The sequence below is a fragment of the Enterobacter sp. CPE_E863 genome (assembly GCF_046521465.1).
In the GTDB taxonomy this organism is placed as follows: domain Bacteria; phylum Pseudomonadota; class Gammaproteobacteria; order Enterobacterales; family Enterobacteriaceae; genus Enterobacter; species Enterobacter adelaidei.
Genome location: NZ_JBKFZX010000003.1, coordinates 1 through 21,104, shown reverse-complemented (window position 1 = coordinate 21,104; position 21,104 = coordinate 1). Strand labels below are relative to the sequence as shown.

The 21,104-nt window shown below is 54.0% G+C and carries 19 protein-coding genes and 1 other annotated feature; of the genes, 8 read left to right on the top strand and 11 right to left on the bottom strand.

Annotated elements, in window-relative coordinates; genetic code table 11:
- Positions 1–51: 51 nt before the first annotated feature.
- The 8 genes from hemH to ACLHV8_RS24015 all read right to left on the bottom strand — a co-directional run bounded on the left by hemH (position 52) and on the right by ACLHV8_RS24015 (position 8,052).
- On the bottom strand, positions 52–1,014 hold the full coding sequence (hemH, locus tag ACLHV8_RS24050; RefSeq protein WP_028017603.1) for a ferrochelatase: 963 nt from the start codon (positions 1,012–1,014) through the stop codon (positions 52–54).
- Between the two features lie 124 nt (positions 1,015–1,138).
- A complete protein-coding gene (gene adk, locus ACLHV8_RS24045) occupies positions 1,139–1,783 on the bottom strand; it encodes an adenylate kinase (protein WP_006809841.1) in 645 nt (214 codons plus the stop codon).
- Positions 1,784–1,976: 193 nt separating this feature from the next.
- Positions 1,977–3,851 (bottom strand): molecular chaperone HtpG, encoded by a 1,875-nt coding sequence (gene htpG / locus ACLHV8_RS24040; protein ID WP_028017604.1) that lies wholly within the window; start codon positions 3,849–3,851, stop codon positions 1,977–1,979.
- Positions 3,852–3,961: 110 nt separating this feature from the next.
- Complete coding sequence (recR, locus tag ACLHV8_RS24035) at positions 3,962–4,567, bottom strand: recombination mediator RecR (protein ID WP_028017605.1); 606 nt, start codon at positions 4,565–4,567, stop codon at positions 3,962–3,964.
- A complete protein-coding gene (locus ACLHV8_RS24030) occupies positions 4,567–4,899 on the bottom strand; it encodes a YbaB/EbfC family nucleoid-associated protein (RefSeq protein WP_003858972.1) in 333 nt (110 codons plus the stop codon). The genes recR and ACLHV8_RS24030 overlap by 1 nt, the downstream gene beginning before the upstream one ends.
- A 54-nt stretch (positions 4,900–4,953) precedes the next feature.
- Entirely contained in the window at positions 4,954–6,882 is a 1,929-nt protein-coding gene (gene dnaX / locus ACLHV8_RS24025) for a DNA polymerase III subunit gamma/tau (protein WP_028017606.1), read from the bottom strand.
- Positions 5,560–5,624: a sequence feature (DnaX frameshifting element), on the bottom strand. Its footprint overlaps the gene before it by 65 nt.
- Positions 6,883–6,970: 88 nt before the next feature.
- A complete protein-coding gene (apt, locus tag ACLHV8_RS24020; RefSeq protein ID WP_108090679.1) occupies positions 6,971–7,522 on the bottom strand; it encodes an adenine phosphoribosyltransferase in 552 nt (183 codons plus the stop codon).
- Between the two features lie 152 nt (positions 7,523–7,674).
- Positions 7,675–8,052: a DUF454 family protein gene (locus ACLHV8_RS24015; RefSeq protein ID WP_028017608.1), complete on the bottom strand. Its 378-nt coding sequence runs from the start codon at positions 8,050–8,052 to the stop codon at positions 7,675–7,677.
- Positions 8,053–8,102: 50 nt separating this feature from the next.
- Here ACLHV8_RS24015 and priC point away from each other — a divergent pair, with 50 nt between their 5' ends.
- Both priC and rsmS read left to right on the top strand, forming a co-directional pair.
- Positions 8,103–8,630, top strand: a complete 528-nt coding sequence (gene priC, locus ACLHV8_RS24010) for a primosomal replication protein N'' (protein WP_208594354.1) — start codon at positions 8,103–8,105, stop codon at positions 8,628–8,630.
- A gap of 14 nt (positions 8,631–8,644) precedes the next feature.
- The gene (rsmS, locus tag ACLHV8_RS24005; protein ID WP_208594355.1) at positions 8,645–8,803 is read left to right on the top strand and encodes a pleiotropic regulatory protein RsmS; all 159 of its coding nucleotides are present in this window, start codon (positions 8,645–8,647) and stop codon (positions 8,801–8,803) included.
- A 29-nt stretch (positions 8,804–8,832) separates the two neighbouring features.
- On the opposite strand, the gene mscK is transcribed toward rsmS, so the two are convergent.
- A complete protein-coding gene (mscK, locus tag ACLHV8_RS24000) occupies positions 8,833–12,180 on the bottom strand; it encodes a mechanosensitive channel MscK (RefSeq protein WP_028017610.1) in 3,348 nt (1,115 codons plus the stop codon).
- A 113-nt stretch (positions 12,181–12,293) separates the two neighbouring features.
- Positions 12,294–12,947 carry a multidrug efflux transporter transcriptional repressor AcrR gene (gene acrR / locus ACLHV8_RS23995; RefSeq protein WP_028017611.1) on the bottom strand — a complete coding sequence of 218 codons (654 nt, stop codon included), beginning with the start codon at positions 12,945–12,947 and terminating at the stop codon, positions 12,294–12,296.
- 141 nt (positions 12,948–13,088) lie between these two features.
- Here acrR and acrA point away from each other — a divergent pair, with 141 nt between their 5' ends.
- The 6 genes from acrA to ACLHV8_RS23965 all read left to right on the top strand — a co-directional run bounded on the left by acrA (position 13,089) and on the right by ACLHV8_RS23965 (position 19,932).
- Positions 13,089–14,282 carry a multidrug efflux RND transporter periplasmic adaptor subunit AcrA gene (gene acrA, locus ACLHV8_RS23990; protein ID WP_028017612.1) on the top strand — a complete coding sequence of 398 codons (1,194 nt, stop codon included), beginning with the start codon at positions 13,089–13,091 and terminating at the stop codon, positions 14,280–14,282.
- A gap of 22 nt (positions 14,283–14,304) precedes the next feature.
- The gene (gene acrB / locus ACLHV8_RS23985; RefSeq protein ID WP_208594356.1) at positions 14,305–17,451 is read left to right on the top strand and encodes a multidrug efflux RND transporter permease subunit AcrB; all 3,147 of its coding nucleotides are present in this window, start codon (positions 14,305–14,307) and stop codon (positions 17,449–17,451) included.
- Positions 17,452–17,964: 513 nt separating this feature from the next.
- The gene (gene tomB / locus ACLHV8_RS23980; protein WP_008499288.1) at positions 17,965–18,339 is read left to right on the top strand and encodes an Hha toxicity modulator TomB; all 375 of its coding nucleotides are present in this window, start codon (positions 17,965–17,967) and stop codon (positions 18,337–18,339) included.
- Positions 18,340–18,366: 27 nt separating this feature from the next.
- The gene (locus ACLHV8_RS23975; protein ID WP_008499287.1) at positions 18,367–18,585 is read left to right on the top strand and encodes an HHA domain-containing protein; all 219 of its coding nucleotides are present in this window, start codon (positions 18,367–18,369) and stop codon (positions 18,583–18,585) included.
- Positions 18,586–18,795: 210 nt separating this feature from the next.
- On the top strand, positions 18,796–19,347 hold the full coding sequence (gene maa, locus ACLHV8_RS23970; protein WP_028017614.1) for a maltose O-acetyltransferase: 552 nt from the start codon (positions 18,796–18,798) through the stop codon (positions 19,345–19,347).
- A 117-nt stretch (positions 19,348–19,464) separates the two neighbouring features.
- Positions 19,465–19,932 carry a YlaC family protein gene (locus tag ACLHV8_RS23965; protein ID WP_028017615.1) on the top strand — a complete coding sequence of 156 codons (468 nt, stop codon included), beginning with the start codon at positions 19,465–19,467 and terminating at the stop codon, positions 19,930–19,932.
- Here the strand turns inward: ACLHV8_RS23965 and ACLHV8_RS23960 are convergent.
- A partial coding sequence (locus tag ACLHV8_RS23960; RefSeq protein ID WP_410392140.1) for a PLP-dependent aminotransferase family protein occupies positions 19,904–21,104 on the bottom strand: 1,201 nt, incomplete at its 5' end. The genes ACLHV8_RS23965 and ACLHV8_RS23960 overlap by 29 nt on opposite strands.

Here is a 21,104-nt window from a genome sequence, read left to right as displayed (position 1 = left end):
TACAAAGAATATGGGCCGGGAATGTTAGCACAAACCCGGCCCGGAGTGCGATCAGCGACTGTTTGTCACCAGAGAGACCATCATGTCGATATGCTCAGGCGAGTCGTTAAGTGCCGGAATGTATTCGTACTTCGTGCCCCCCGCTTCCAGGAAGAACTCTCTGTTTTGCACAGCAATTTCTTCGAGCGTTTCCAGGCAATCCGCCGAGAAGCCTGGCGACATCACCTGAATATGCTTCACCCCTTTCTCACCAAGCATCTTAAGCGTTTCATCGGTATATGGGGTGAGCCACGGCTCGCGGCCAAAGCGCGACTGGAAGGTCATCATCACCTTCTCCGGCGGCAGGCCGAGGGCAGAAACCAGTTCGCGCGTGGTATCACGACAACGCTGCGGGTAATCATCCCCCTCGTCAGCGAAACGCTGCGGAATGCCGTGATAAGACAGCAGCAGCAGATCCGGCTCGCCGTGTTTTTCGAACGACGCACGCGCGCTGTTGGCAAGCGCCTTGATATAGAGATCGTTATCCGCGTAGTCGCGAATAAAGGTCACGCCAGGTATGCGACGGCGAGTCGCCAGAATACGCGCCAGTTCATCCCATACCGCAGCAACCGTCGAACAGGAGTACTGCGGATAGAGCGCCAGCACCACAATGTGGTCAACCCCCTGCGCCAGCAGTGATTCAACCGCACTTTCCAGCGAGGGTTTACCGTAGCTCATGCCGAGCGCAACGGGCATATCCGGCAGGCGTGCGGCCAGCGCCTTTTCCTGGCGACGGCTGTAAACCATCAGCGGAGAACCTTCTTCCATCCAGACGGACTGATAGAGCCTGGCGACGCGCGGAGAACGAATCGGCAGAATCACGCCACGGAGCAACGGCCACCACAGCAGTCTTGGGGTATCCACGACGCGCGTGTCGCTTAAAAATTGTCGCAGGTAGCGTTTTACCGCGTCTGATGTAGGTGCTTCTGGGGTGCCCAGATTGGCAAGCAGGATGCCGGTTTTCGCCTGACTCATTCACGCCTCTTAACCATTTGAATGGTTGTCAATTGTAGCGGAAATGCATTTAAACGAAACCCATTGCTGCGATAGGAAAGATGGGAATATTTCTCACCCGGAGCCCCGGGTGAGAAAGGTGCGATTAGCCGAGGATTTTTTCCAGCTCTGCACGTACGTCAGCAACGGCTTTGGTACCGTCAACTTTCGCGTATTTGGTGTTACCCGCCTGCGCTTCTTTGGTGTAGTAGCCAATCAGCGGTGCAGTCATCTGGTGGTATTCCACCAGGCGCTTACGCACGGTCTCTTCCTGATCGTCTTTACGGGTAGTCAGCTCTTCGCCGGTCACGTCGTCTTTGCCTTCAACCTTAGGTGGGTTGAATTTGATGTGGTAAACGCGGCCAGAAGCAGCGTGTACGCGACGGCCAACGATACGGTCAACGATCAGCTCGTCCGGTACGTCGAACTCCAGAACGTAGTCCACGTTGATGCCCGCTTCTTTCATGGCGTCAGCCTGAGGAATGGTGCGTGGGAAGCCGTCCAGCAGGAAACCGTTACGGCAGTCTTCCTGAGCAATGCGCTCTTTGACCAGAGCGATAACCAGCTCGTCGGTCACCAGCTTGCCTGCGTCCATGATGTCTTTCGCTTGTTTACCCAGCTCGGAGCCAGATTTAACAGCGGCGCGCAGCATGTCACCGGTGGAGATTTGCGGAATACCGTATTTCTCCATGATGAACTGAGCCTGAGTTCCTTTACCCGCGCCCGGAGCGCCAAGCAGAATAATACGCATTGCGAAAATCCCCTCAAAAGTCGTTTCAATTTTTCAAAAGCGCTAAACAATACCACCAGAACGGGCATCGCTCAAGGAAGGCGGGAAGGCTGAAACGGTTAACGGGGGAGATTATTTGGGAGGGTGGGGTCTGGTGCCCTCACCCCGGCCCTCTCCCACGGGAGAGGGAGAAGACCAGGGGAGGCGTGGTCAATTACGCCAGCAGCAGCGCATTCACACGTTTAATGAACAGGTTAGGATCTTCCAGCGTGCCGCGCTCGGCCAGCAGGGACTGATCCAGCAGCAGTTCAACCCACTCGGCAAAGCGGGCGTCGTCCTGGGTGTCCGCCGCGCGTTTCACCAGAGGATGATCCGGATTAAGCTCAAAGATATATTTCACTTCCGGCATCGCCTGGCCCGCCGCAGCGAACAGTTTCGCCATCTGGGTGCCCATTTCGTCAGCGTCGGTGGTAACGATCGCCGGGGTATCAGTCAGACGATGAGTGAAACGCACCTCTTTCACACGTTCGCCCAGCAGGGTTTTCACGCGCTCAACGAATGGTTCCAGCGCCTTCTCGGCTTCTTTCGCGCTTTCATCCACTTCATCCGCCAGCTTGTCGATGGACTCATCCGCTTTGGCAACGGACTGGAACGCCTTACCGTCAAACTCGGTCAGGTAGTTCATCATCCACTCGTCGATGCGGTCAGAAAGCAGCAGCACTTCGATGCCTTTCTTGCGCAACAGCTCGAGGTGCGGGCTGCTCTTCGCCGCCGCGTAGCTGTCGGCGGTGATGTAGTAAATCTTCTCCTGCCCTTCTTTCATGCGCGAGACGTACTCTTCCAGCGACACGGTCTGCGCGGAGGAGTCGGTGTGCGTAGACGCGAAGCGCAGCAGTTTGGCGATGGCCTCCACGTTCGCGGTATCTTCCGCCGGGCCCTCTTTCAGCACCAGGCCGAATTGTTTCCAGAAGGTCTGGTATTTTTCCGCATCGTCTTTCGCCAGTTTTTCCAGCATCTGCAGCGCACGTTTGGTCAGGGCGTTGCGCAAGTTACGGGTGACGGTGCTGTCCTGCAGAATTTCGCGGGAGACGTTCAGCGGCAGATCGTTGGAATCTATCAGACCACGCACAAAACGCAGGTAGTTCGGCATGAACTGCTCGGCATCGTCCATGATGAACACACGCTGTACGTACAGCTTCAGGCCGTGCTTGTGATCGCGGTTCCACATGTCCCACGGTGCCTGTGCCGGAATGTACAGCAGGCTGGTGTACTCCTGCTTACCTTCCACACGGTTGTGGCTCCAGGTCAGAGGGTCGGTAAAATCGTGGGCGATGTGTTTGTAAAACTCGTTGTATTCGTCGTCTTTGATTTCAGACTTGTTGCGCGTCCACAGTGCCTGCGCCTTGTTGATCTTCTCCCAGGAGACCACGGTTTCGCCGTCTTTCTCTTCCTGTTTTTCAATCTCAACCGGCAGGGCGATGTGATCGGAATATTTGCTGATGATGGAGCGCACGCGCCAGTCGTTCAGGAAATCATCTTCGCCTTCACGCAGGTGCAGGGTGATTTCGGTGCCGCGATCCGCCTTGGTGATGTCATCAACGGTGTATTCGCCTTCACCTTTGGACTCCCAGAACACACCATTTTCCGCGCTGTCACCTGCTGCACGGGTACGCACGGTAACTTTGTCCGCGACGATGAACGCCGAGTAGAAACCAACGCCGAACTGACCGATCAGCTGGCTGTCTTTCGCCTGGTCAGAGCCCATGGACTCCAGGAACGCTTTGGTGCCGGATTTGGCGATGGTCCCGAGATGGTCGATGACCTCATCGCGATTCATCCCGATGCCGTTATCGGCGATGGTCAGGGTACGGTTCTCTTTATTGAAAGAGACGCGCACGCGCAGCTCACCGTCGCCTTCGTACAGATCCGGGTTAGACAGTGCGCGGAAGCGCAGCTTGTCCGCCGCATCGGAGGCGTTGGAAATCAGCTCACGCAGGAAGATTTCTTTGTTGGAATACAGGGAATGGATCATCAGGTGCAGAAGCTGTTTTACTTCTGACTGGAAACCACGGGTTTCTTGTCCTTTCATCTAAGTCGACCTCAACAATGCCATTTAATGGGGTTTTAAAACGTTGAGGGATAGATGGGGATAAGGGGGGGAAATTTCAAGCGGAGGCCACGGACGCAGCCTCCGTTTGGTCAGAAAATAATCTTGTGGCGTCCCGCAAGAGAGTGCGACAGCGTGGTGCCATCGACCATCTCCAGCTCGCCGCCCACCGGCACGCCGTGGGCGATACGGCTGGCGTCAACGCCGTACTGCGAGCAAAGCTCGGCGATGTAGTTGGCCGTTGCCTCCCCTTCCACCGTAGGATTGGTGGCGAGGATCACTTCGTTGATCGTTTCGGACTCAAGACGCTGTTCAAGGCGGTCAAGACCGATATCGTCCGGGCCAATACCGTCCAGCGGGGAGAGATGCCCCATCAGCACGAAATAGCGGCCGGAAAACTGCCCGGTCTGCTCAATGGCGTAGATGTCCGCCGGACTCTCCACCACGCAAATCTGACCGTTTTCCTGGCGACGCGGGTTCGAACAGATGTTACACACGTCCTGCTCGGTAAAGGTACGGCAATCCGCACAGTGACCAATTTCTGACATGGCGCGGGTCAGAGCCTGCGCCAGGCGCATCCCGCCGCTGCGGTCGCGCTGCAATAGCGTAAACGCCATGCGCTGCGCCGACTTCGGGCCAACGCCCGGCAGGCAGCGCAGTGCTTCCATTAACTGCGTGAGCAGCGGACTGGTTTGCATCAGAATGGCATCTTGAAGCCAGGTGGCAGTTGCATGCCGCTGGAAACAGAGGCCATTTTCTCTTTCTGAGTTTCGTCGATACGGCGAGCGGCATCGTTAAACGCGGCTGCAACCAGATCTTCCAGCATCTCTTTGTCGTCTTCGAGCAGGCTTGGGTCGATCTCAACGCGGCGGCAGTTGTGCGCACCGTTGATGGTCACTTTGACCAGACCGGCACCGGATTCACCCGTGACTTCCAGCTGAGCGATCTCTTCCTGCATCTTCTGCATTTTTTCCTGCATCTGCTGAGCCTGCTTCATCAGGCCACCCAGACCGCCTTTTCCACCAAACATAGGCTTCTCTCTTTTTTCACGTTTAAGGATTACAACCGTAAGTCAGACTCACGATCAAATGGGGCGAATACTCTCTTCATCCAGATCGGCGTCGAAGAACCGGCGCAGGGTCTGAATGTTGTTATCCGCGATAATTGCCTCGCGCGCCTGCGCGAGCTTCTCTTCATAAATGGCCTGACGCCACTCCAGCGGCGTTTTCACTGCCGGATTATCATCTTCAATGATAGTCAATTCAACCGGCGCCCCCTGTAATGCGGTGAGCGCCTCGGCCAGCGCCTTTTGCGCGCCTGGCGAATTCAGGTGTCGTTGACCAGGACGCAGGTGTAACCGCACCTGATTGCCGTCCTGCTCTTTCCAGGCATTCAGCGCGACCTGCTCCACCAGCTTGGGCAACTGAAGCTTACTGACCTCGGCGGCCCAGGCATCACGCGCAATTGACTCTTCGGCGAGCTTCGCAGAAAGCTCCGGCGTTTTCTCATGCTCCAGCGCCTTTTTCAGCGCTTTCGGGGTGGCGACTTCTTCCTTCACCTCTTCGATGATAGTGGTCGCCTTCCAGCGGTAAGCCTCTTCTTTCACCGGGGCTTTCTGCTCGAGCGCGGAGGGTGCAGGACGCGACTGTACGCGCTCCGTTACCGAGGCCAGTCGTTCAAGCGCGGCGTTGTTAACCGGCCGCGCTCTTGCAGGCGCTGCCGGTTCACTCTTTTTTGGTTTGGTTGCTCCCTGCGCACGCTGCAACTGGCTGCGCGCGGCAAGCACCGAACTGGTGGCGTCCGACAGCGGCACATTTTGCTGCGGCGGCGGTGTCGGCTGCGGTGGTACCTGCTGCGGTGACATCACCGCCGTCGGTGCGACCGGAGCAAAGGATTGTCGCGGTACGTCCGGTTCCGGCAACGGCATACGCGGGTGGAACGCCAGCGCGCGCAACAGCGTCATTTCAACGCCCATACGCGGATCCGGCGCGAACGGTAACTCTTTGCGGCCAATCAGCAGCGTCTGGTAGTAAAGTTGAACATCAGCAGGCGGCACGGTGCGGGCAAGTTCACGCATCCGCTGTTCGATAGCCGCCATATCCGCACCAATGGCAGACGGAGAAAGCTGCAGCATCGCCACGCGGTGCAGCAGGCTGAGCATCTCGACCAGCAGCCCTTCCCATTCAATACCCCGGGCAGCGGCCGCATCGACCTGCGACATAACACGCTCGCCGTTGGCGGCAATCATCGCTTCGATAAGGGAGAGCGCCTGATCGTCATCCAGCGTGCCGAGCATGGTGCTGACCGCCTCGGTCGAGAGCTTGCCGTCACCGCTGGCTATCGCCTGATCGGTAAGACTTAACGCATCACGCAGGCTGCCGTCCGCTGCACGAGCCAACAGCTGCAGAGCACGCGGTTCGTGGACAATTTTCTCTTCGTCGAGAATATGTTCAAGCTGAGCACGGATCTGTTCAACGTCCAGCGCCTTCAGATGGAACTGCAGGCAGCGCGACAAAATGGTGACCGGCAGCTTTTGCGGATCGGTGGTCGCCAGCAGGAATTTCACATGCGCGGGCGGTTCTTCCAGCGTTTTCAGCAGGGCGTTGAAGCTGTGACGCGACAGCATATGCACTTCATCGATCAGGTAGACCTTGAAGCGCCCACGCGCCGGGGCATACTGCACGTTGTCGAGCAGATCGCGGGTATCTTCAACTTTCGTGCGTGAAGCAGCGTCGATCTCGATCAGATCGACAAAACGCCCCTGCTCAATCTCCCGGCAGTTATCGCATACGCCACACGGCGTGGCGGTGATCCCGGTTTCGCAGTTCAGACCTTTTGCCAGCAAACGGGCAATAGAGGTCTTGCCGACGCCGCGGGTGCCGGAGAAAAGATAGGCGTGATGGATGCGACCTAGCGACAAGCCGTTCGCCAGGGCCGTCAGCACATGTTCCTGACCGACAACGTCAGCAAAGGTTTGTGGTCGCCACTTACGGGCTAACACCTGATAACTCATGGGCAGGCTCTGCAACGCTGGAAGGTGAATTTATGGAGGGGAATGCTATCACAACCTCACCCATTGAGCGAGGTTGTGAAAATCGGGATCAGTGACCCGGGAATGGCACCAGGCTGTAGCTGGTAATACCCTGTTTTTCCAGGCGCTGTTCACCGCCCAGATCGAACAGGTTGATGATGAATGCCGCATCGGTCACTTCACCACCCAGACGACGGATCAGCTTCACGGTCGCTTCGATGGTGCCGCCGGTTGCCAGCAGATCGTCAACCACCAGCACTTTGTCGCCAGGGACGATCGCATCAACGTGGATCTCCAGCTGATCGGTGCCGTATTCCAGCTCGTAGCTTTCAGCGATGGTTTCACGTGGCAGTTTGCGCGGTTTACGTACCGGAACAAAACCCACACCCAACGCCAGCGCAACCGGTGCGCCAAACAGGAAGCCACGGGCTTCGGTACCTACTACTTTGGTGATCCCGGCGTTTTTATAACGCTCAACCAGCAGTTCAATGCTGAGCGCGTACGCTTTCGGGTCTTCCAGCAAGCTGGTGACATCACGGAAAAGAATGCCAGGTTTTGGATAGTCCTGGATACTTTTGATGCTGTTTTTCAGATATTCAAGCTGCTGTGCAGTTGCGGTCATCGGTTTGTGCCTAAATGAAACAGTGTTACTCACAGCGCGCAACGAGTCGATTAAAGATAACAATTGTTTAACCTTTAACCAGGCGCACCTGTGCTCGAAAACGGTCGAATTTACTGGCTGTGCGAGATAATTGCAACAGACATTATAAGGCGTCAGTGCTTTTGTTGCTTTTCATCAACCACCGGGATTCGCCACATAAAGATGAGCAGGCATGTCAGGATCGCCAGCAACAGGATCCGTACCCACATCATTTTCACCAGCCATAATGAAATAGCGAAGGTAATGAGGATCACCGCGATCGCGCGCGGTTTAGCACCGGGCGGCATGGCCCGGTGTTTTTGCCAGTGGCGCAGATAACCGCCAAACCATGAGCGATACAGCAGCCAGTGGTGAAAACGCGGCGATGATCGGGCGAAGCACCAGGCCGCCAGCAGGATAAACGGCGTGGTCGGCAGCAAGGGTAAAACCACACCTAATGTGCCAAGCACTACCGCCAGCCAGCCAATGATGATTAAAATAGTACGCTGCATAATGCGAATCGTTATCAAACTGAACGGCTACTTTACCACTGGAGAGCGCCTTGAAAACAGCCTTGCTTCTGGAGACGCTGCAAAAACAGCTGACCACCCTGCGAGCAGAGGCTACCCCTCTGATGGGGCACGCCACGCTGAAGCCGCGCTTTGACCGGCAACTTTTTCGCACCCGAAGCACGCTCATTCAGGATTATATTGCTGAAGCCCAGGCCCATCTTGATGAGCTTCGCCACGCGGTTGAGCACAAGCAAACACAGCAGGTGGCCTGGCTTGCAGAGCATCTCACCGGGCAAATCACCGCCCTGCGCCGGGAAATTGCCACCTGGACGCTGCGCGCCTGGGACGGTGCATCTCCGGGGCTCGGCAAATGGCAGCGTAAGCGGCTGGAGAACCAGGAGTTTGAACGCCGGTTGTTCGAGATGAAGCGCGAGCGGGAAGCGCGCCTGAGCAACAGTGAAACGCTGGAAGAGCAGCAATTATTGATGCGTGAGATTAGCGCGCTGGAAGGACGCCTTGTCCGCTGCCGTCAGGCGCTGGATGAGATTGAACGCGTGATTGCACGTTTGACCCGTTAACAGGAGCCACACAAATGTCACTGGAAAATGCACCCGATGAGGTCAAGCTGGCCGTTGATTTGATTATGTTACTGGAGAATCATGAAATCCCCCCAGAGACGGTGCTTAAGGCGCTGGAGATTGTACGGCGAGACTTTGAAGGTAAGGTGAGGGCAATACAGCCCTCACCCTAACTCTCTCTCACTGGGAGAGGGAAAATAGATTAGGCAGGAGTAGGATCATCACCCTTAATGTCGCGCTTCACTTCCGTATGCTCGTCACCTTTCTCGTTACGCAGGTGAACTTCAAGCTGGTTGAAGGCGATATTAATATCGTTCTCACGACACAGGCGATCGATAGAGCGGTTCAGCTCATCCACGGTATAACTGCGGTCACGCAGTTCACGTACGTATAAACGCAGCTCGTGATCCAGCGTGCTCGGCCCAAAGGTGGTGAAGAAGACCGATGGCGCAGGATCGTGCATCACTTTCGGATGTTCAGACGCCGCCTGCAGCAGTACCTCTTTTACCTTATCCAGATCCGAACCGTAGGCCACGCCCAGGCGGATAACTACGCGCGTCACGGTGTCTGAAAGCGACCAGTTGATCAGGCGCTCGGTCACGAACGCTTTGTTCGGGATGATCACCTCTTTGCGATCAAAGTCGGTAATGGTGGTGGCTCGAATACGGATCTTGCTGACCGTACCGGAGAACGTGCCGATGGTGACGGTATCGCCGATACGAACTGGACGTTCGAACAGGATGATCAGGCCGGATACAAAGTTACCGAATATCTCCTGCAGGCCAAAACCAAGACCTACCGAGAGCGCGGCAGCCAGCCACTGGAGTTTATCCCACGAGACACCCAGCGAGCCAAAGACCGTCATCGCCCCGACAATAATAATGACGTAGTTGAGGATGGTAGTAATGGCATAGGACGCCCCCTGACGCAGGTTCAGGCGCGACAGTACCAGTACTTCCAGCAGGCCCGGCAGGTTGCGAATCAGCGCCCAGGCCACCATCGATGAAACCAGCGCAAAGAGCAGGCTGCCCATGGTGACGCTCTTCATGACCGCAGCACCGGCTTCGGTACCGTTGTATTGCCAGAGGGTGATACTGTCCAGATAGGCGAAGACGGTAATTAAATCAGACCAGATAGCCCAGAACATCACCGCAAACAGAGCGACCATCACCAGCATGGTGATACGCAGCGTCTGCTGGTTGACCTGCTCCAGGGCGATGGTCGGCTCTTCCTGTGGCTCCGCCCCTTCCGCGCCCTCTTTTACCTGATGTTGACGACGCGCAATGGCACGGCGATAGGCGATACGACGGGCCGCAACACTCAAACCTCGCAGAACGGTCTGATAGAGCAGGTTCCAGATGATCACCAGATAAACCGTTTCAATCCAGCGACCAGACAGACGCAGCGTGGTGTAGAAGTAGCCCGTTGCCGTGAGCACCATCAGCGCCAGCGGAATGATTGCCAGTACCGTCACGGTAGCCAGACGAATATTGTGGGACTCTTTATCACGCCAGCTATCGCGGCACATCGGCCACATCAGAATGGCAATCAGGAGCAGGTTCAACAAAATAACCAACTGCCCCAGTACATCATCCATCAGATGCAGCGGGGAAAGTTCAGAGACAACCGACCAGAAGTGCAGCGGCAGAAGAGCCAGGCTGATACGCACAATCTGACGACGCCAGTGGCTGGTCAGCTGCGCAGGCATGTTGAAATGGCGCACTGCCACGCCGTCTTTTTCCAGTACCTTCCAGCACAGACCAAACACCAGCCAGAACAGCGCCAGTTTCTTACTGAATGCCCACAGCAGATCGCTGACGTTAAGCTGCATCGTGAGCAGAATCAGACCTACCGCCAGGATAATCAGGCACACCGGCAGGGCGCGGATGAGATCGATCAGAATCGCTTTCGGCGTATGAAGCTGGCTATCGTTTCGCAGTTGTCCCACTTCGGATGCCAGTTTCGCCTGATACTTCTTCAGCCAGCCCAGACGCCAGCGGATCAGACCGGCAATCAGCAGCAGCGGTAATCCCGCCAGGAAGGCAATCATCACCGCAGGCCAGGCTTTCTCCCAGTTCACGGTAATTTTCATGCTCTTGATCTGCGTTTTCAGCGTCTCAGGGAAGGATTTAATCCAGTCCCAGTCCATTGGCTTGTTGCTGTTTACCCAGAAAATCTGCTGCGTCAAAATTTCCTGCAGACTTTTCGAGACGCTCACCAACTGCTGCTGGTTGATCTGCAGGTTAATGGCCATCATCAACTGGTTGCCCAGCTGTTTGTTGAGCTGGTCCAGCAGTTCGCGACGCATATCCACTACCTGAAGTAGCGCATCGTGCACCTCCGGGTTCACGTCACTGGAATGGCCTTCTTCAATTTTGGCGACAAAGGTATCGCTCTGGAAAAGGGCATCTCGCTGCTGGTTGACATCAAACTGCTCCAGACGCAAATCCGCGATGCGGTTGGTCATATCCTCCAGTTCATCGGCAGACGGGAGCGTCTGCTGCTGTTGGTAGAGAATACGCGACAGGAGGAGGCTGCCTTTCAGAACCGCAATCTGCTCTTTAATGTTGCGTTCAGCCTGCAGCGCGCGGTCCAGCCAGTTTTTTACTTTGATATTTTGCTGAACCAGCGAGTTACCGCTTTCCGTCGCCTGTATCAGACGCTGGCTGAGCTGATGGTTAGCCTCGAGTTCCTGTTTCACCAGTGGGTTCGCCTGAATACGAGCGGTTTCGTCAGGTGATACTGCCTCCTGGGCGGTTTTTTCTGTCAGCGTCAGGCGTTTACTGTTAACCGCCTCCTGCAACAGCTGCAGCTGGTGTTCCAGGCGATTAATATTCGCGGTGACGTAATCACGCTGTTTCTGAAGCGTGTCCTGCAGCACCGTATTCCCTTCCAGGCTCTTACGCTGCTGTTCGATTTGCGCGTTGAGTAATGTTTGCTGAACCAGCAGCAGGGTTTGCTGCGTCGGGCGTAAAGTGCCCTCACCCACCGTCGTGCCATTCAGGCGGTTACGGATCTGCTGCAGCTGTTGGGACGCGGCGTACATTGCGTTTTGCACGCGCTCGGGCTGAGTCTGCAGTGAGACAAGTTGGCTATTATACGTTGCGAGATCGGACTGTGCGGTTTGCAGATCGTCAAGTGATTGCGAGACACGCGACTCCAGCTGACGTAAAGAAAGGGTCGCGAGTGTTTTACGTGTTTCATCGTCGTTATCGACGTCACTCAGGGCATTCAGCGCATCCGTTGCCTTGCGCATGTTGTCAGGAGCCTGAGCCACCTTCTGACGCAGTTGCGCGGTTTCAGCTTTGACACGCTCAATTTTATCGTACGTTTCCAGCGTTTCCGTCAGATCCTGCTGGATAAGCTTCTCCTGAGGAGAGAGATCTTTCTGTTTGTTCAGGGTGTCGAGTTGCGACTGAACATCAGCGCGCGAGGGAATATCATTGCTGTTGTCGGCACGGGCCCAGGAAAGCGGTGCCGTGGCGAAGAAAAACAGCATCGCAAGGAGCAATGCAAAAACAGGATGTTGCGAGCGATTGATGGGCAGCATAGTCGTGAATGATGTCAGAAGATGACCGAAAATAGTCCGGCGTGAAGAATATCACGCTCGCCTGAAGCAGAATAGCGCGAACGTTATCCTCTGAGATAAATCCTGGAAAGGGGTCAGGCCGTTAACGAAGGCGTGTCGCTGCGCAGCGTGGGGCAGAGCTGTAGCATTTCCAGTAAAATCGCCACATAACTGCGAGCTTCCTCTCTGAGGTCAAAGGATTCCGGCGCAAAAAGCCAGTTTTCCATCAGGCCTGAAATGTAGCTGCGCATCAGAATAGCCGCCCGTCGGGTCATCAGATTGGCCGGTAACAGCTTTGCCTGCATACACACGCTCAGGTTCTGTTCGATGCGGTCATAGCTCTCCAGGCTGAGACTGCGCTGCGCCTGCTGCACCACCGCCATCTCACCCACGAACTCGCATTTATGGAAAATAATTTCCATCATTAACCTGCGACGTTCCTCAACGACTGTCGCTTCAAGGATATATACTAATATTTCTCTTAATACTGAGAGTGGATCGTCAGGGAATTTTGCCCGATACTCACTCTCTAGATCGCTAATGCTGGACTCTGAAAGCTCCCAGATTTCACTGAACAGATCTGACTTGTCTTTAAAATGCCAGTAAATCGCTCCCCGCGTGACACCTGCGGCCTGAGCAATCTGTGCCAGCGAGGTCGATGAAACACCCTGCTGAGAGAACAAACGCATTGCCACATCCAGAATGTGTTGTCGGGTTTCCAGCGCTTGTTGTTTAGTTTTTCGTGCCATAGGTGGGTGAATTTACAGGAGTCAGATTTACATACATTTGTGAATGTATGTACCATAGCATGACGATAATATAAACGCAGCAATGGGTTTTTGGACTCAGGACCATTGATCAATTTGAAATCGGACACTAGAGGTTTACATATGAACAAAAACAGAGGGTTAACGCCTCTGGCGGTCGTTCTGATGCTCTCAGGCAGCTTAGCGCTTACAGGATGTGACAATAAACAGGCTCAACAAGGAGCTCAGCAGATGCCAGAAGTTGGCGTTGTGACGCTCAAATCCGAACCTCTTCAAATCACTACAGAATTACCCGGCCGTACAAATGCATATCGCATTGCGGAAGTTCGTCCTCAGGTGAGTGGCATTATCCTGAAACGTAACTTTACCGAAGGCGGGGATGTTAAAGCGGGTGAGTCTCTGTATCAGATTGATCCGGCAACCTATCAGGCATCTTATGAAAGCGCCAAAGGCGACCTGGCGAAAGCACAAGCCGCAGCCAAAATCGCCCAGTTGACGCTGAACCGCTACCAAAAACTGCTCGGTACCAAGTACATCAGCCAACAGGATTACGATACCGCCCTGGCAGATGCCCAGCAGGCTAACGCGGCCGTAGTGGCAGCGAAAGCAGCTGTCGAAACCGCCCGCATTAACCTGGCCTATACCAAAGTGACCTCTCCGATTAGCGGTCGTATTGGCAAATCTTCCGTGACGGAAGGGGCACTGGTGCAGAACGGTCAGGCCACTGCGCTGGCGACTGTGCAGCAGCTTGATCCAATCTACGTCGACGTGACCCAGTCGAGCAACGATTTCCTGCGTCTGAAACAGGAGCTGGCTAACGGCACCCTGAAGCAGGAAAACGGCAAAGCCAAAGTGGAACTGGTGACGAACGACGGTATCAAGTTCCCGCAGGAAGGTACGCTGGAATTCTCTGACGTGACGGTCGACCAGACCACCGGCTCCATCACCTTACGTGCGATTTTCCCGAACCCTGACAAGAATCTGCTGCCAGGTATGTTTGTTCGCGCACGTCTGGAAGAAGGGACCAACCCAACCGCCATTCTGGTTCCACAGCAGGGTGTAACCCGTACACCTCGCGGCGATGCGAGCGCACTGGTTGTCGGGGCTGATGACAAAGTCGAAACACGTAATATCACTGCTACACAGGCGATTGGCGATAAATGGCTGGTGACGGAAGGTCTGAAAGATGGCGATCGCGTGATTATTACTGGTTTGCAAAAAGTTCGTCCTGGCGCGCAGGTCAAAGCACAGGAAGTGAAATCTGACGATAAACAACAAGCTTCGGCCGCTGGCCAGTCAGAACAAACCAAGTCTTAACTTAAACAGGAGCCGTTAAGACATGCCTAATTTCTTTATCGATCGCCCCATATTTGCGTGGGTGATCGCCATAATCATCATGCTGGCTGGGGGACTTGCGATCCTGAAGCTGCCTGTCGCGCAATATCCGACCATTGCGCCACCGGCGGTGACAATTTCCGCAACCTACCCAGGGGCTGATGCGAAAACGGTGCAGGATACCGTTACTCAGGTCATCGAACAGAACATGAACGGTATTGATAACCTGATGTACATGTCCTCAAACAGTGACTCCACCGGTACGGTACAGATCACCCTGACCTTCCAGTCAGGTACTGATGCTGACATCGCGCAGGTTCAGGTGCAGAACAAACTGCAGCTGGCGATGCCACTGCTGCCGCAGGAAGTACAACAGCAGGGCGTGAGCGTCGAGAAATCGTCCAGTAGCTTCCTGATGGTTGTCGGCGTTATCAACACCAACGGCACCATGACGCAGGAGGATATTTCCGACTACGTGGGCGCCAACATGAAGGACGCCATTAGCCGTACTTCTGGTGTGGGTGACGTTCAGCTGTTCGGTTCCCAGTATGCAATGCGTATCTGGATGGACCCGAACAAACTGAACAACTTCCAGCTGACGCCGGTTGACGTCATCAGCGCCATCAAAGCCCAGAACGCCCAGGTTGCTGCCGGTCAGTTAGGTGGTACGCCACCGGTGAAAGGCCAGCAGCTTAACGCCTCGATCATCGCGCAAACGCGTCTGACCTCTGCCGCTGAGTTCAGTAAGATCCTGCTGAAAGTGAATCAGGACGGTTCACAGGTTCGCCTGCGCGACGTGGCAAAAGTGGAACTGGGTGGTGAGAACTACGACATCATCGCGAAGTACAACGGCAAACCGGCTTCCGGTCTGGGTATTAAGCTGGCGACAGGCGCTAACGCCCTGGACACCGCTACAGCGATCCGCGCAGAACTGAAGAAGATGGAACCGTACTTCCCGTCAGGCCTGAAGATCGTCTACCCGTATGACACCACGCCGTTCGTTAAAATCTCGATTCACGAAGTGGTTAAAACCCTGGTAGAAGCGATCATCCTGGTATTCCTGGTAATGTATCTGTTCCTGCAAAACTTCCGCGCGACGTTGATTCCAACCATCGCCGTTCCGGTTGTATTGCTCGGTACCTTTGCCATCCTGTCGATATTCGGTTATTCGATAAACACCCTGACGATGTTCGGGATGGTGCTCGCCATCGGCCTGCTGGTGGATGACGCCATCGTGGTAGTAGAGAACGTTGAGCGTGTAATGGCGGAGGAAGGTCTGCCGCCGAAGGAAGCCACCCGTAAATCAATGGGCCAGATCCAGGGCGCGTTGGTCGGTATCGCGATGGTTCTGTCGGCGGTATTTATCCCGATGGCGTTCTTCGGGGGGTCTACCGGTGCGATTTATCGTCAGTTCTCGATTACCATTGTTTCTGCAATGGCGCTGTCGGTACTGGTTGCGTTGATCCTGACACCTGCTCTGTGTGCCACCATGCTGAAGCCAATTCAGAAAGGTGGTCACGGCGAGCATAAAGGGTTCTTCGGCTGGTTTAACCGCATGTTTGATAAGAGTACGCACCACTACACCGACAGCGTGGGCAACATCCTGCGCAGTACCGGTCGTTACCTGCTGCTCTATATCATCATCGTGGTGGGCATGGCCTATCTGTTCGTTCGTCTGCCAAGCTCGTTCCTGCCAGACGAAGATCAGGGCGTGTTCCTGAGTATGGCTCAGCTTCCGGCGGGTGCGACACAAGAACGTACTCAGAAAGTACTGGATGAGATGACCGACTACTACCTCACCAAAGAGAAGGACAACGTTGAATCCGTATTTGCGGTTAACGGCTTTGGTTTTGCGGGTCGTGGTCAGAACACAGGTATTGCCTTCGTTTCTCTGAAAGACTGGTCTGAACGTCCAGGTAAGGAAAACAAGGTCGAGGCGATTACTGGCCGTGCCATGGGCACGTTCTCGAAGATCAAAGATGCGATGGTCTTTGCCTTCAACCTGCCTGCGATTGTTGAACTGGGTACGGCGACCGGTTTCGACTTCCAGCTGATTGACCAGGGTGGTCTGGGTCACGAGAAACTAACGCAGGCACGTAACCAGCTGTTTGGCGAAGTGGCAAAACACCCTGACCTGCTGGTGGGCGTGCGCCCTAACGGCCTGGAAGATACGCCGCAATTCAAAATCGACATTGATCAGGAGAAAGCTCAGGCCCTGGGCGTTTCCATCAGTGACATCAATACCACTCTGGGCGCAGCCTGGGGCGGTAGCTACGTCAACGACTTCATCGACCGTGGTCGTGTGAAGAAAGTGTACGTGATGTCAGAAGCCCAATACCGTATGTTGCCGAACGATATCAATAACTGGTTCGTCCGCGGCAGTAACGGTCAGATGGTACCTTTCTCCGCGTTCTCTACGTCACGCTGGGAATACGGTTCGCCGCGTCTGGAGCGCTATAACGGTCTGCCTTCCATGGAAATTCTGGGTCAGGCTGCTCCGGGTCGAAGCACCGGTGAAGCGATGGCGATGATGGAGCAACTGGCGAGCAAGCTGCCGTCGGGAATTGGCTACGACTGGACCGGTATGTCCTATCAGGAACGTCTGTCCGGTAACCAGGCCCCTGCCCTGTACGCCATTTCACTGATTGTGGTCTTCCTGTGTCTGGCAGCACTGTACGAGAGCTGGTCGATTCCGTTCTCCGTCATGCTGGTGGTTCCGCTGGGGGTTATCGGTGCACTGCTTGCCGCAACCTTCCGTGGCCTGACCAACGACGTGTACTTCCAGGTAGGCCTGCTGACAACCATTGGCTTGTCGGCGAAGAACGCGATACTTATCGTGGAATTCGCCAAAGATCTGATGGAGAAAGAAGGTAAAGGCCTGATTGAGGCGACGCTGGAGGCGGTACGTATGCGTCTGCGTCCAATCCTGATGACGTCTCTGGCGTTTATCCTCGGCGTTATGCCACTGGTTATCAGCTCTGGTGCTGGCTCCGGTGCACAGAACGCAGTAGGTACAGGTGTAATGGGTGGTATGGTCACCGCGACCGTTCTGGCCATCTTCTTCGTACCGGTGTTCTTCGTGGTGGTTCGCCGCCGCTTCAGCCGCAAGAATGAAGATGTTGAACACAGTCATTCAGTAGAGCATCACTGATACCGGTTTCACATGATAAAAAGGCCGCATTAGCGGCCTTTTTCATTTCCTGAAAAAATCATAAAATACGCTTATTGTTTTTCCATTTATTTCCTGCCATGTTTATTAGGCATATCATAATTAACTGATCGCTTAATCGGTGAATTCGGGATTTTTTTAATTTCATTTCCACGCTTAAGCTATTAGGAATATTCCTAACAACAAGTTCGGACAAACAGAACTCCGGACCAGGACGTCTTCCCATCGTTTAAGCTAAACCAATGAAACGTAAGGAAGCGAAAAAAAATTCTTTGTTAATTTAGATCAAAATGTTCACTTCCGGACAAACATTTGCGTAAACGCTCGCAGTCTGCGGTTTTATTTGTAATTTTTCGTAATAGCGCGGTGAAATCTTGAATGGAGTGGCTTATAGTTAGAGATATCAGGAACACAGCACCCATGTGGCTAAGTATGTTGTATCCATCCCGACAATGATGTTCGGTGAGTAAGAAATCACTCAGAAGGGGATGCGCTATGGACGAGTACTCGCCAAAAAGGCATGATATCGCGCAGTTGAAATTTCTCTGCGAATCCTTGTACCATGACTGCCTTGCCAATCTTGATGAAAGCAACCATGGCTGGGTGAACGACCCAACGTCTGCCATCAATTTACAGTTGAATGAGCTTATAGAGCATATCGCAACCTTCGCACTTAATTATAAAATTAAGTACAATGAAGATAATAAGCTCATTGAGCAAATTGATGAATACCTGGATGACACCTTTATGTTGTTCAGCAGTTACGGCATTAACGCCCAGGATTTGCAAAAATGGCGTAAATCGGGAAACCGGCTATTCCGCTGTTTCGTCAACGTGAGCAGAGCTAACCCGGTTAGTCTTTCCTGTTAAAATTATTACAATTACTAAGGTGAATTTATGTCTGATAAACCACTCACAAAGATCGATTATTTGATGCGCTTACGACGCTGTCAGTCAATTGACACGCTCGAACGTGTCATTGAAAAGAATAAATACGAGCTTTCTGATAATGAACTGGCGGTATTTTATTCAGCTGCAGACCATCGTCTTGCTGAGCTGACGATGAATAAGTTGTATGACAAAATTCCTACTTCTGTATGGAAATTTGTTCGTTAATCTTTGAAGTGTGCCTGTAGAGTTCTACGCCACGTTCTGAACTGTATTCACCTATCCAGCTATGCTCCCTGTGCAAAAGCCAGGTCTCCATGTAAAACATGCGCATCAACAACAATGTTGTGACAATAGTCACATCGGTTATTAGGGAACGTTCCCATGTCGAGCGGTTAATATTACCCTGCGGTAAATACGTTCACAGAGGTTTCCAGGATGAGCATTGAAAAACAGAAGATGATTGCAGGTGAACCTTATCGCCCTGGTGATGAGACATTACGGACTGACCGCCTGCGGGCCCGCCATCTGGTTCATCGTTATAACCACACCGCACCTGATGAAAAAACAGAACGCCAGAACATTCTGGCGGAACTTCTGGGAAAAAGCGAAGGGGCTTATATTGAACCGAGCTTCCGATGCGACTACGGATATAACATTTATCTGGGTAAAGACTTTTACGCTAACTTCGACTGCGTGATGCTCGATGTGTGCCCAATTCACATTGGTGATAACTGCATGCTCGCGCCGGGAGTTCATATTTATACGGCAACCCATCCACTGGACGCCGAAGAACGTAATAGCGGCGTGGAGTTTGGCAAACCCGTGAGAATCGGTAACAACGTCTGGATTGGTGGACGTGCGGTCATTAATCCCGGCGTAACCATTGGCGATAATGTAGTGGTGGCCTCCGGCGCTGTCGTGACGAAAGACGTCCCGACCAATGTCGTCGTTGGCGGTAACCCGGCAAAAATCATCAAAAAACTGTAAGGCTGCGGGGAGTCAACTGTTATGGTCTTTTAGCGCCATACTGTTACTTTTTTCAACCAAATGGCTCCCCTAAAATTGACAGATCCCCTGTATTGTCAACTCTCATGAAGGCAAAAAATGACCGAGATACAGCGCCTGCTCACTGCCACCATCGACGAACTTAACCTCCGCGAAAAGCGCGACAATCGCCCGCGCTTTAGCATTAGCTTTATCCGCAAACATCCTGGACTGTTTGTTGCAATGTATGCCGCCTGGCTGGCGACGCTTATTGTGATGCTGAAATCCGAAACGCTGGTGGACTCCGTCTGGCTACTCGTTGTGCTGTTTGTTGTATTTAACGCCTTTTTCTTTTTCGACGTGAATCCCCGCTACCGCTACGAAGATATCGACGTACTCGATTTTCGGGTCTGCTACAACGGCGAATGGTACAACACCCGTTACGTACCAACAGAGCTAATCGACAGCATCATGCACTCTCCGGCTGTCGAAAACGTGCAAAAAGAGAAGCTACAGAAAATGATCTCTACCAAAGGTCAGCTTTCTTTCTACGATGTCTTTACCCTTTCTCGCCCTGTTGCTGCGTAATTAAGGCCTGCAGGCGTCGGATCCCCGGCACAAACTGAGAAGCAGAGGTATTGCCGTAACCTAATACCAGACCGGTTTGCCCCTGCTTTTTCTCCAGGTAATATCCGCTCAATGCAGCGGGGGCCAGCTGAAACGCCCTCGCCTGCTCCACCAGCTTCTGGTCATCAATCCCTTCTATCGCCAGCGTCAGGTGCATTCCGCCCTCGCCAGCAAGAATGCGATGCGGAGTATGAAGCTCCCCGCTCAGCACCTCCCGTAACTGGCGGTAACGTTTACGATAGAGCCGACGCATGGCGGCAAGATGACGGGCATAATGGCCTTCTTCAATAAACAGCGCCAGAGTACGCTGTTCAGCACGGTGTCCACCGCGTAACAGTGCACCAATAGCCGGATGAGCCGCATTTGCCAGCGCCGGGGGTAACACCATGAACCCCATTCTGAGCGACGGAAACAGCGTTTTGCTGAATGTCCCCAGATAGACGACGGGGGCATTCGCTACCATTCCCAACATTGCCGGCACGGGCTCACCGGTGTAACGGAACTCACTGTCGTAATCGTCCTCAATAATCCAGGCGTTATGTTGCCGGGCAAGTTCCAGCAATGCCAGACGCCGCCGCGCACTGAGTACGCTTCCGTAAGGGAATTGATGTGAAGGCGAGGTGAAAATAAGCGAGGGGGAAGGAACATCCAGCCCTTCCCAGCACATTCCCTCGTCATCAACAGGTATTGCCGTCATCTTCAGACCGTTTTTTACAAAAGCACTTTTTGCCCCGCTATATCCGGGATTTTCCACCCACGCGACATCTCCCTGCTCGCTCAACAGCATCGTGCAAAGATTGACGCCTTCAAGCGCGCCTTCCGTTATTACAATCTGGCTGGCGTCACAGTCAATTCCGCGAGACAGGGCAAGATGACGGGCAATGGCCGCCCGCAGCGACGGTTCCCCGGCAGGTGAACCATATCCCAACAGGCTACTCCCCTCCTCCCGCAACACGCGATCGAACAATCTTCGCCACAGCGGTAGAGGAAAATAGTTGATGGCAGGCGTCCCGGGGGTGAATGCCATAACCGGTGTATCCCGGGCCACTGGCGCAGGTAACAAGGAGACCCGCTTTGCGAGCGTGATGGCAGAATCCGGCAATGCCCGGGCGACAGAACGGTGAGCTAACTGT

Excerpts from the sequence above, each read along its gene's own strand:
- recR (WP_028017605.1), bottom strand. The coding sequence starts at position 4,567 with ATGCAAACCAGTCCGCTGCTCACGCAGTTAATGGAAGCACTGCGCTGC.
- mscK (WP_028017610.1), bottom strand. The coding sequence starts at position 12,180 with ATGCTGCCCATCAATCGCTCGCAACATCCTGTTTTTGCATTGCTCCTT.
- acrA (WP_028017612.1), top strand. The coding sequence starts at position 13,089 with ATGAACAAAAACAGAGGGTTAACGCCTCTGGCGGTCGTTCTGATGCTC.
- adk (WP_006809841.1), bottom strand. The coding sequence starts at position 1,783 with ATGCGTATTATTCTGCTTGGCGCTCCGGGCGCGGGTAAAGGAACTCAG.
- ACLHV8_RS24015 (WP_028017608.1), bottom strand. The coding sequence starts at position 8,052 with ATGCAGCGTACTATTTTAATCATCATTGGCTGGCTGGCGGTAGTGCTT.
- ACLHV8_RS23965 (WP_028017615.1), top strand. The coding sequence starts at position 19,465 with ATGACCGAGATACAGCGCCTGCTCACTGCCACCATCGACGAACTTAAC.
- rsmS (WP_208594355.1), top strand. The coding sequence starts at position 8,645 with ATGTCACTGGAAAATGCACCCGATGAGGTCAAGCTGGCCGTTGATTTG.
- apt (WP_108090679.1), bottom strand. The coding sequence starts at position 7,522 with ATGACCGCAACTGCACAGCAGCTTGAATATCTGAAAAACAGCATCAAA.
- acrB (WP_208594356.1), top strand. The coding sequence starts at position 14,305 with ATGCCTAATTTCTTTATCGATCGCCCCATATTTGCGTGGGTGATCGCC.
- maa (WP_028017614.1), top strand. The coding sequence starts at position 18,796 with ATGAGCATTGAAAAACAGAAGATGATTGCAGGTGAACCTTATCGCCCT.
- hemH (WP_028017603.1), bottom strand. The coding sequence starts at position 1,014 with ATGAGTCAGGCGAAAACCGGCATCCTGCTTGCCAATCTGGGCACCCCA.
- tomB (WP_008499288.1), top strand. The coding sequence starts at position 17,965 with ATGGACGAGTACTCGCCAAAAAGGCATGATATCGCGCAGTTGAAATTT.
- ACLHV8_RS23975 (WP_008499287.1), top strand. The coding sequence starts at position 18,367 with ATGTCTGATAAACCACTCACAAAGATCGATTATTTGATGCGCTTACGA.
- acrR (WP_028017611.1), bottom strand. The coding sequence starts at position 12,947 with ATGGCACGAAAAACTAAACAACAAGCGCTGGAAACCCGACAACACATT.
- ACLHV8_RS24030 (WP_003858972.1), bottom strand. The coding sequence starts at position 4,899 with ATGTTTGGTGGAAAAGGCGGTCTGGGTGGCCTGATGAAGCAGGCTCAG.
- dnaX (WP_028017606.1), bottom strand. The coding sequence starts at position 6,882 with ATGAGTTATCAGGTGTTAGCCCGTAAGTGGCGACCACAAACCTTTGCT.
- htpG (WP_028017604.1), bottom strand. The coding sequence starts at position 3,851 with ATGAAAGGACAAGAAACCCGTGGTTTCCAGTCAGAAGTAAAACAGCTT.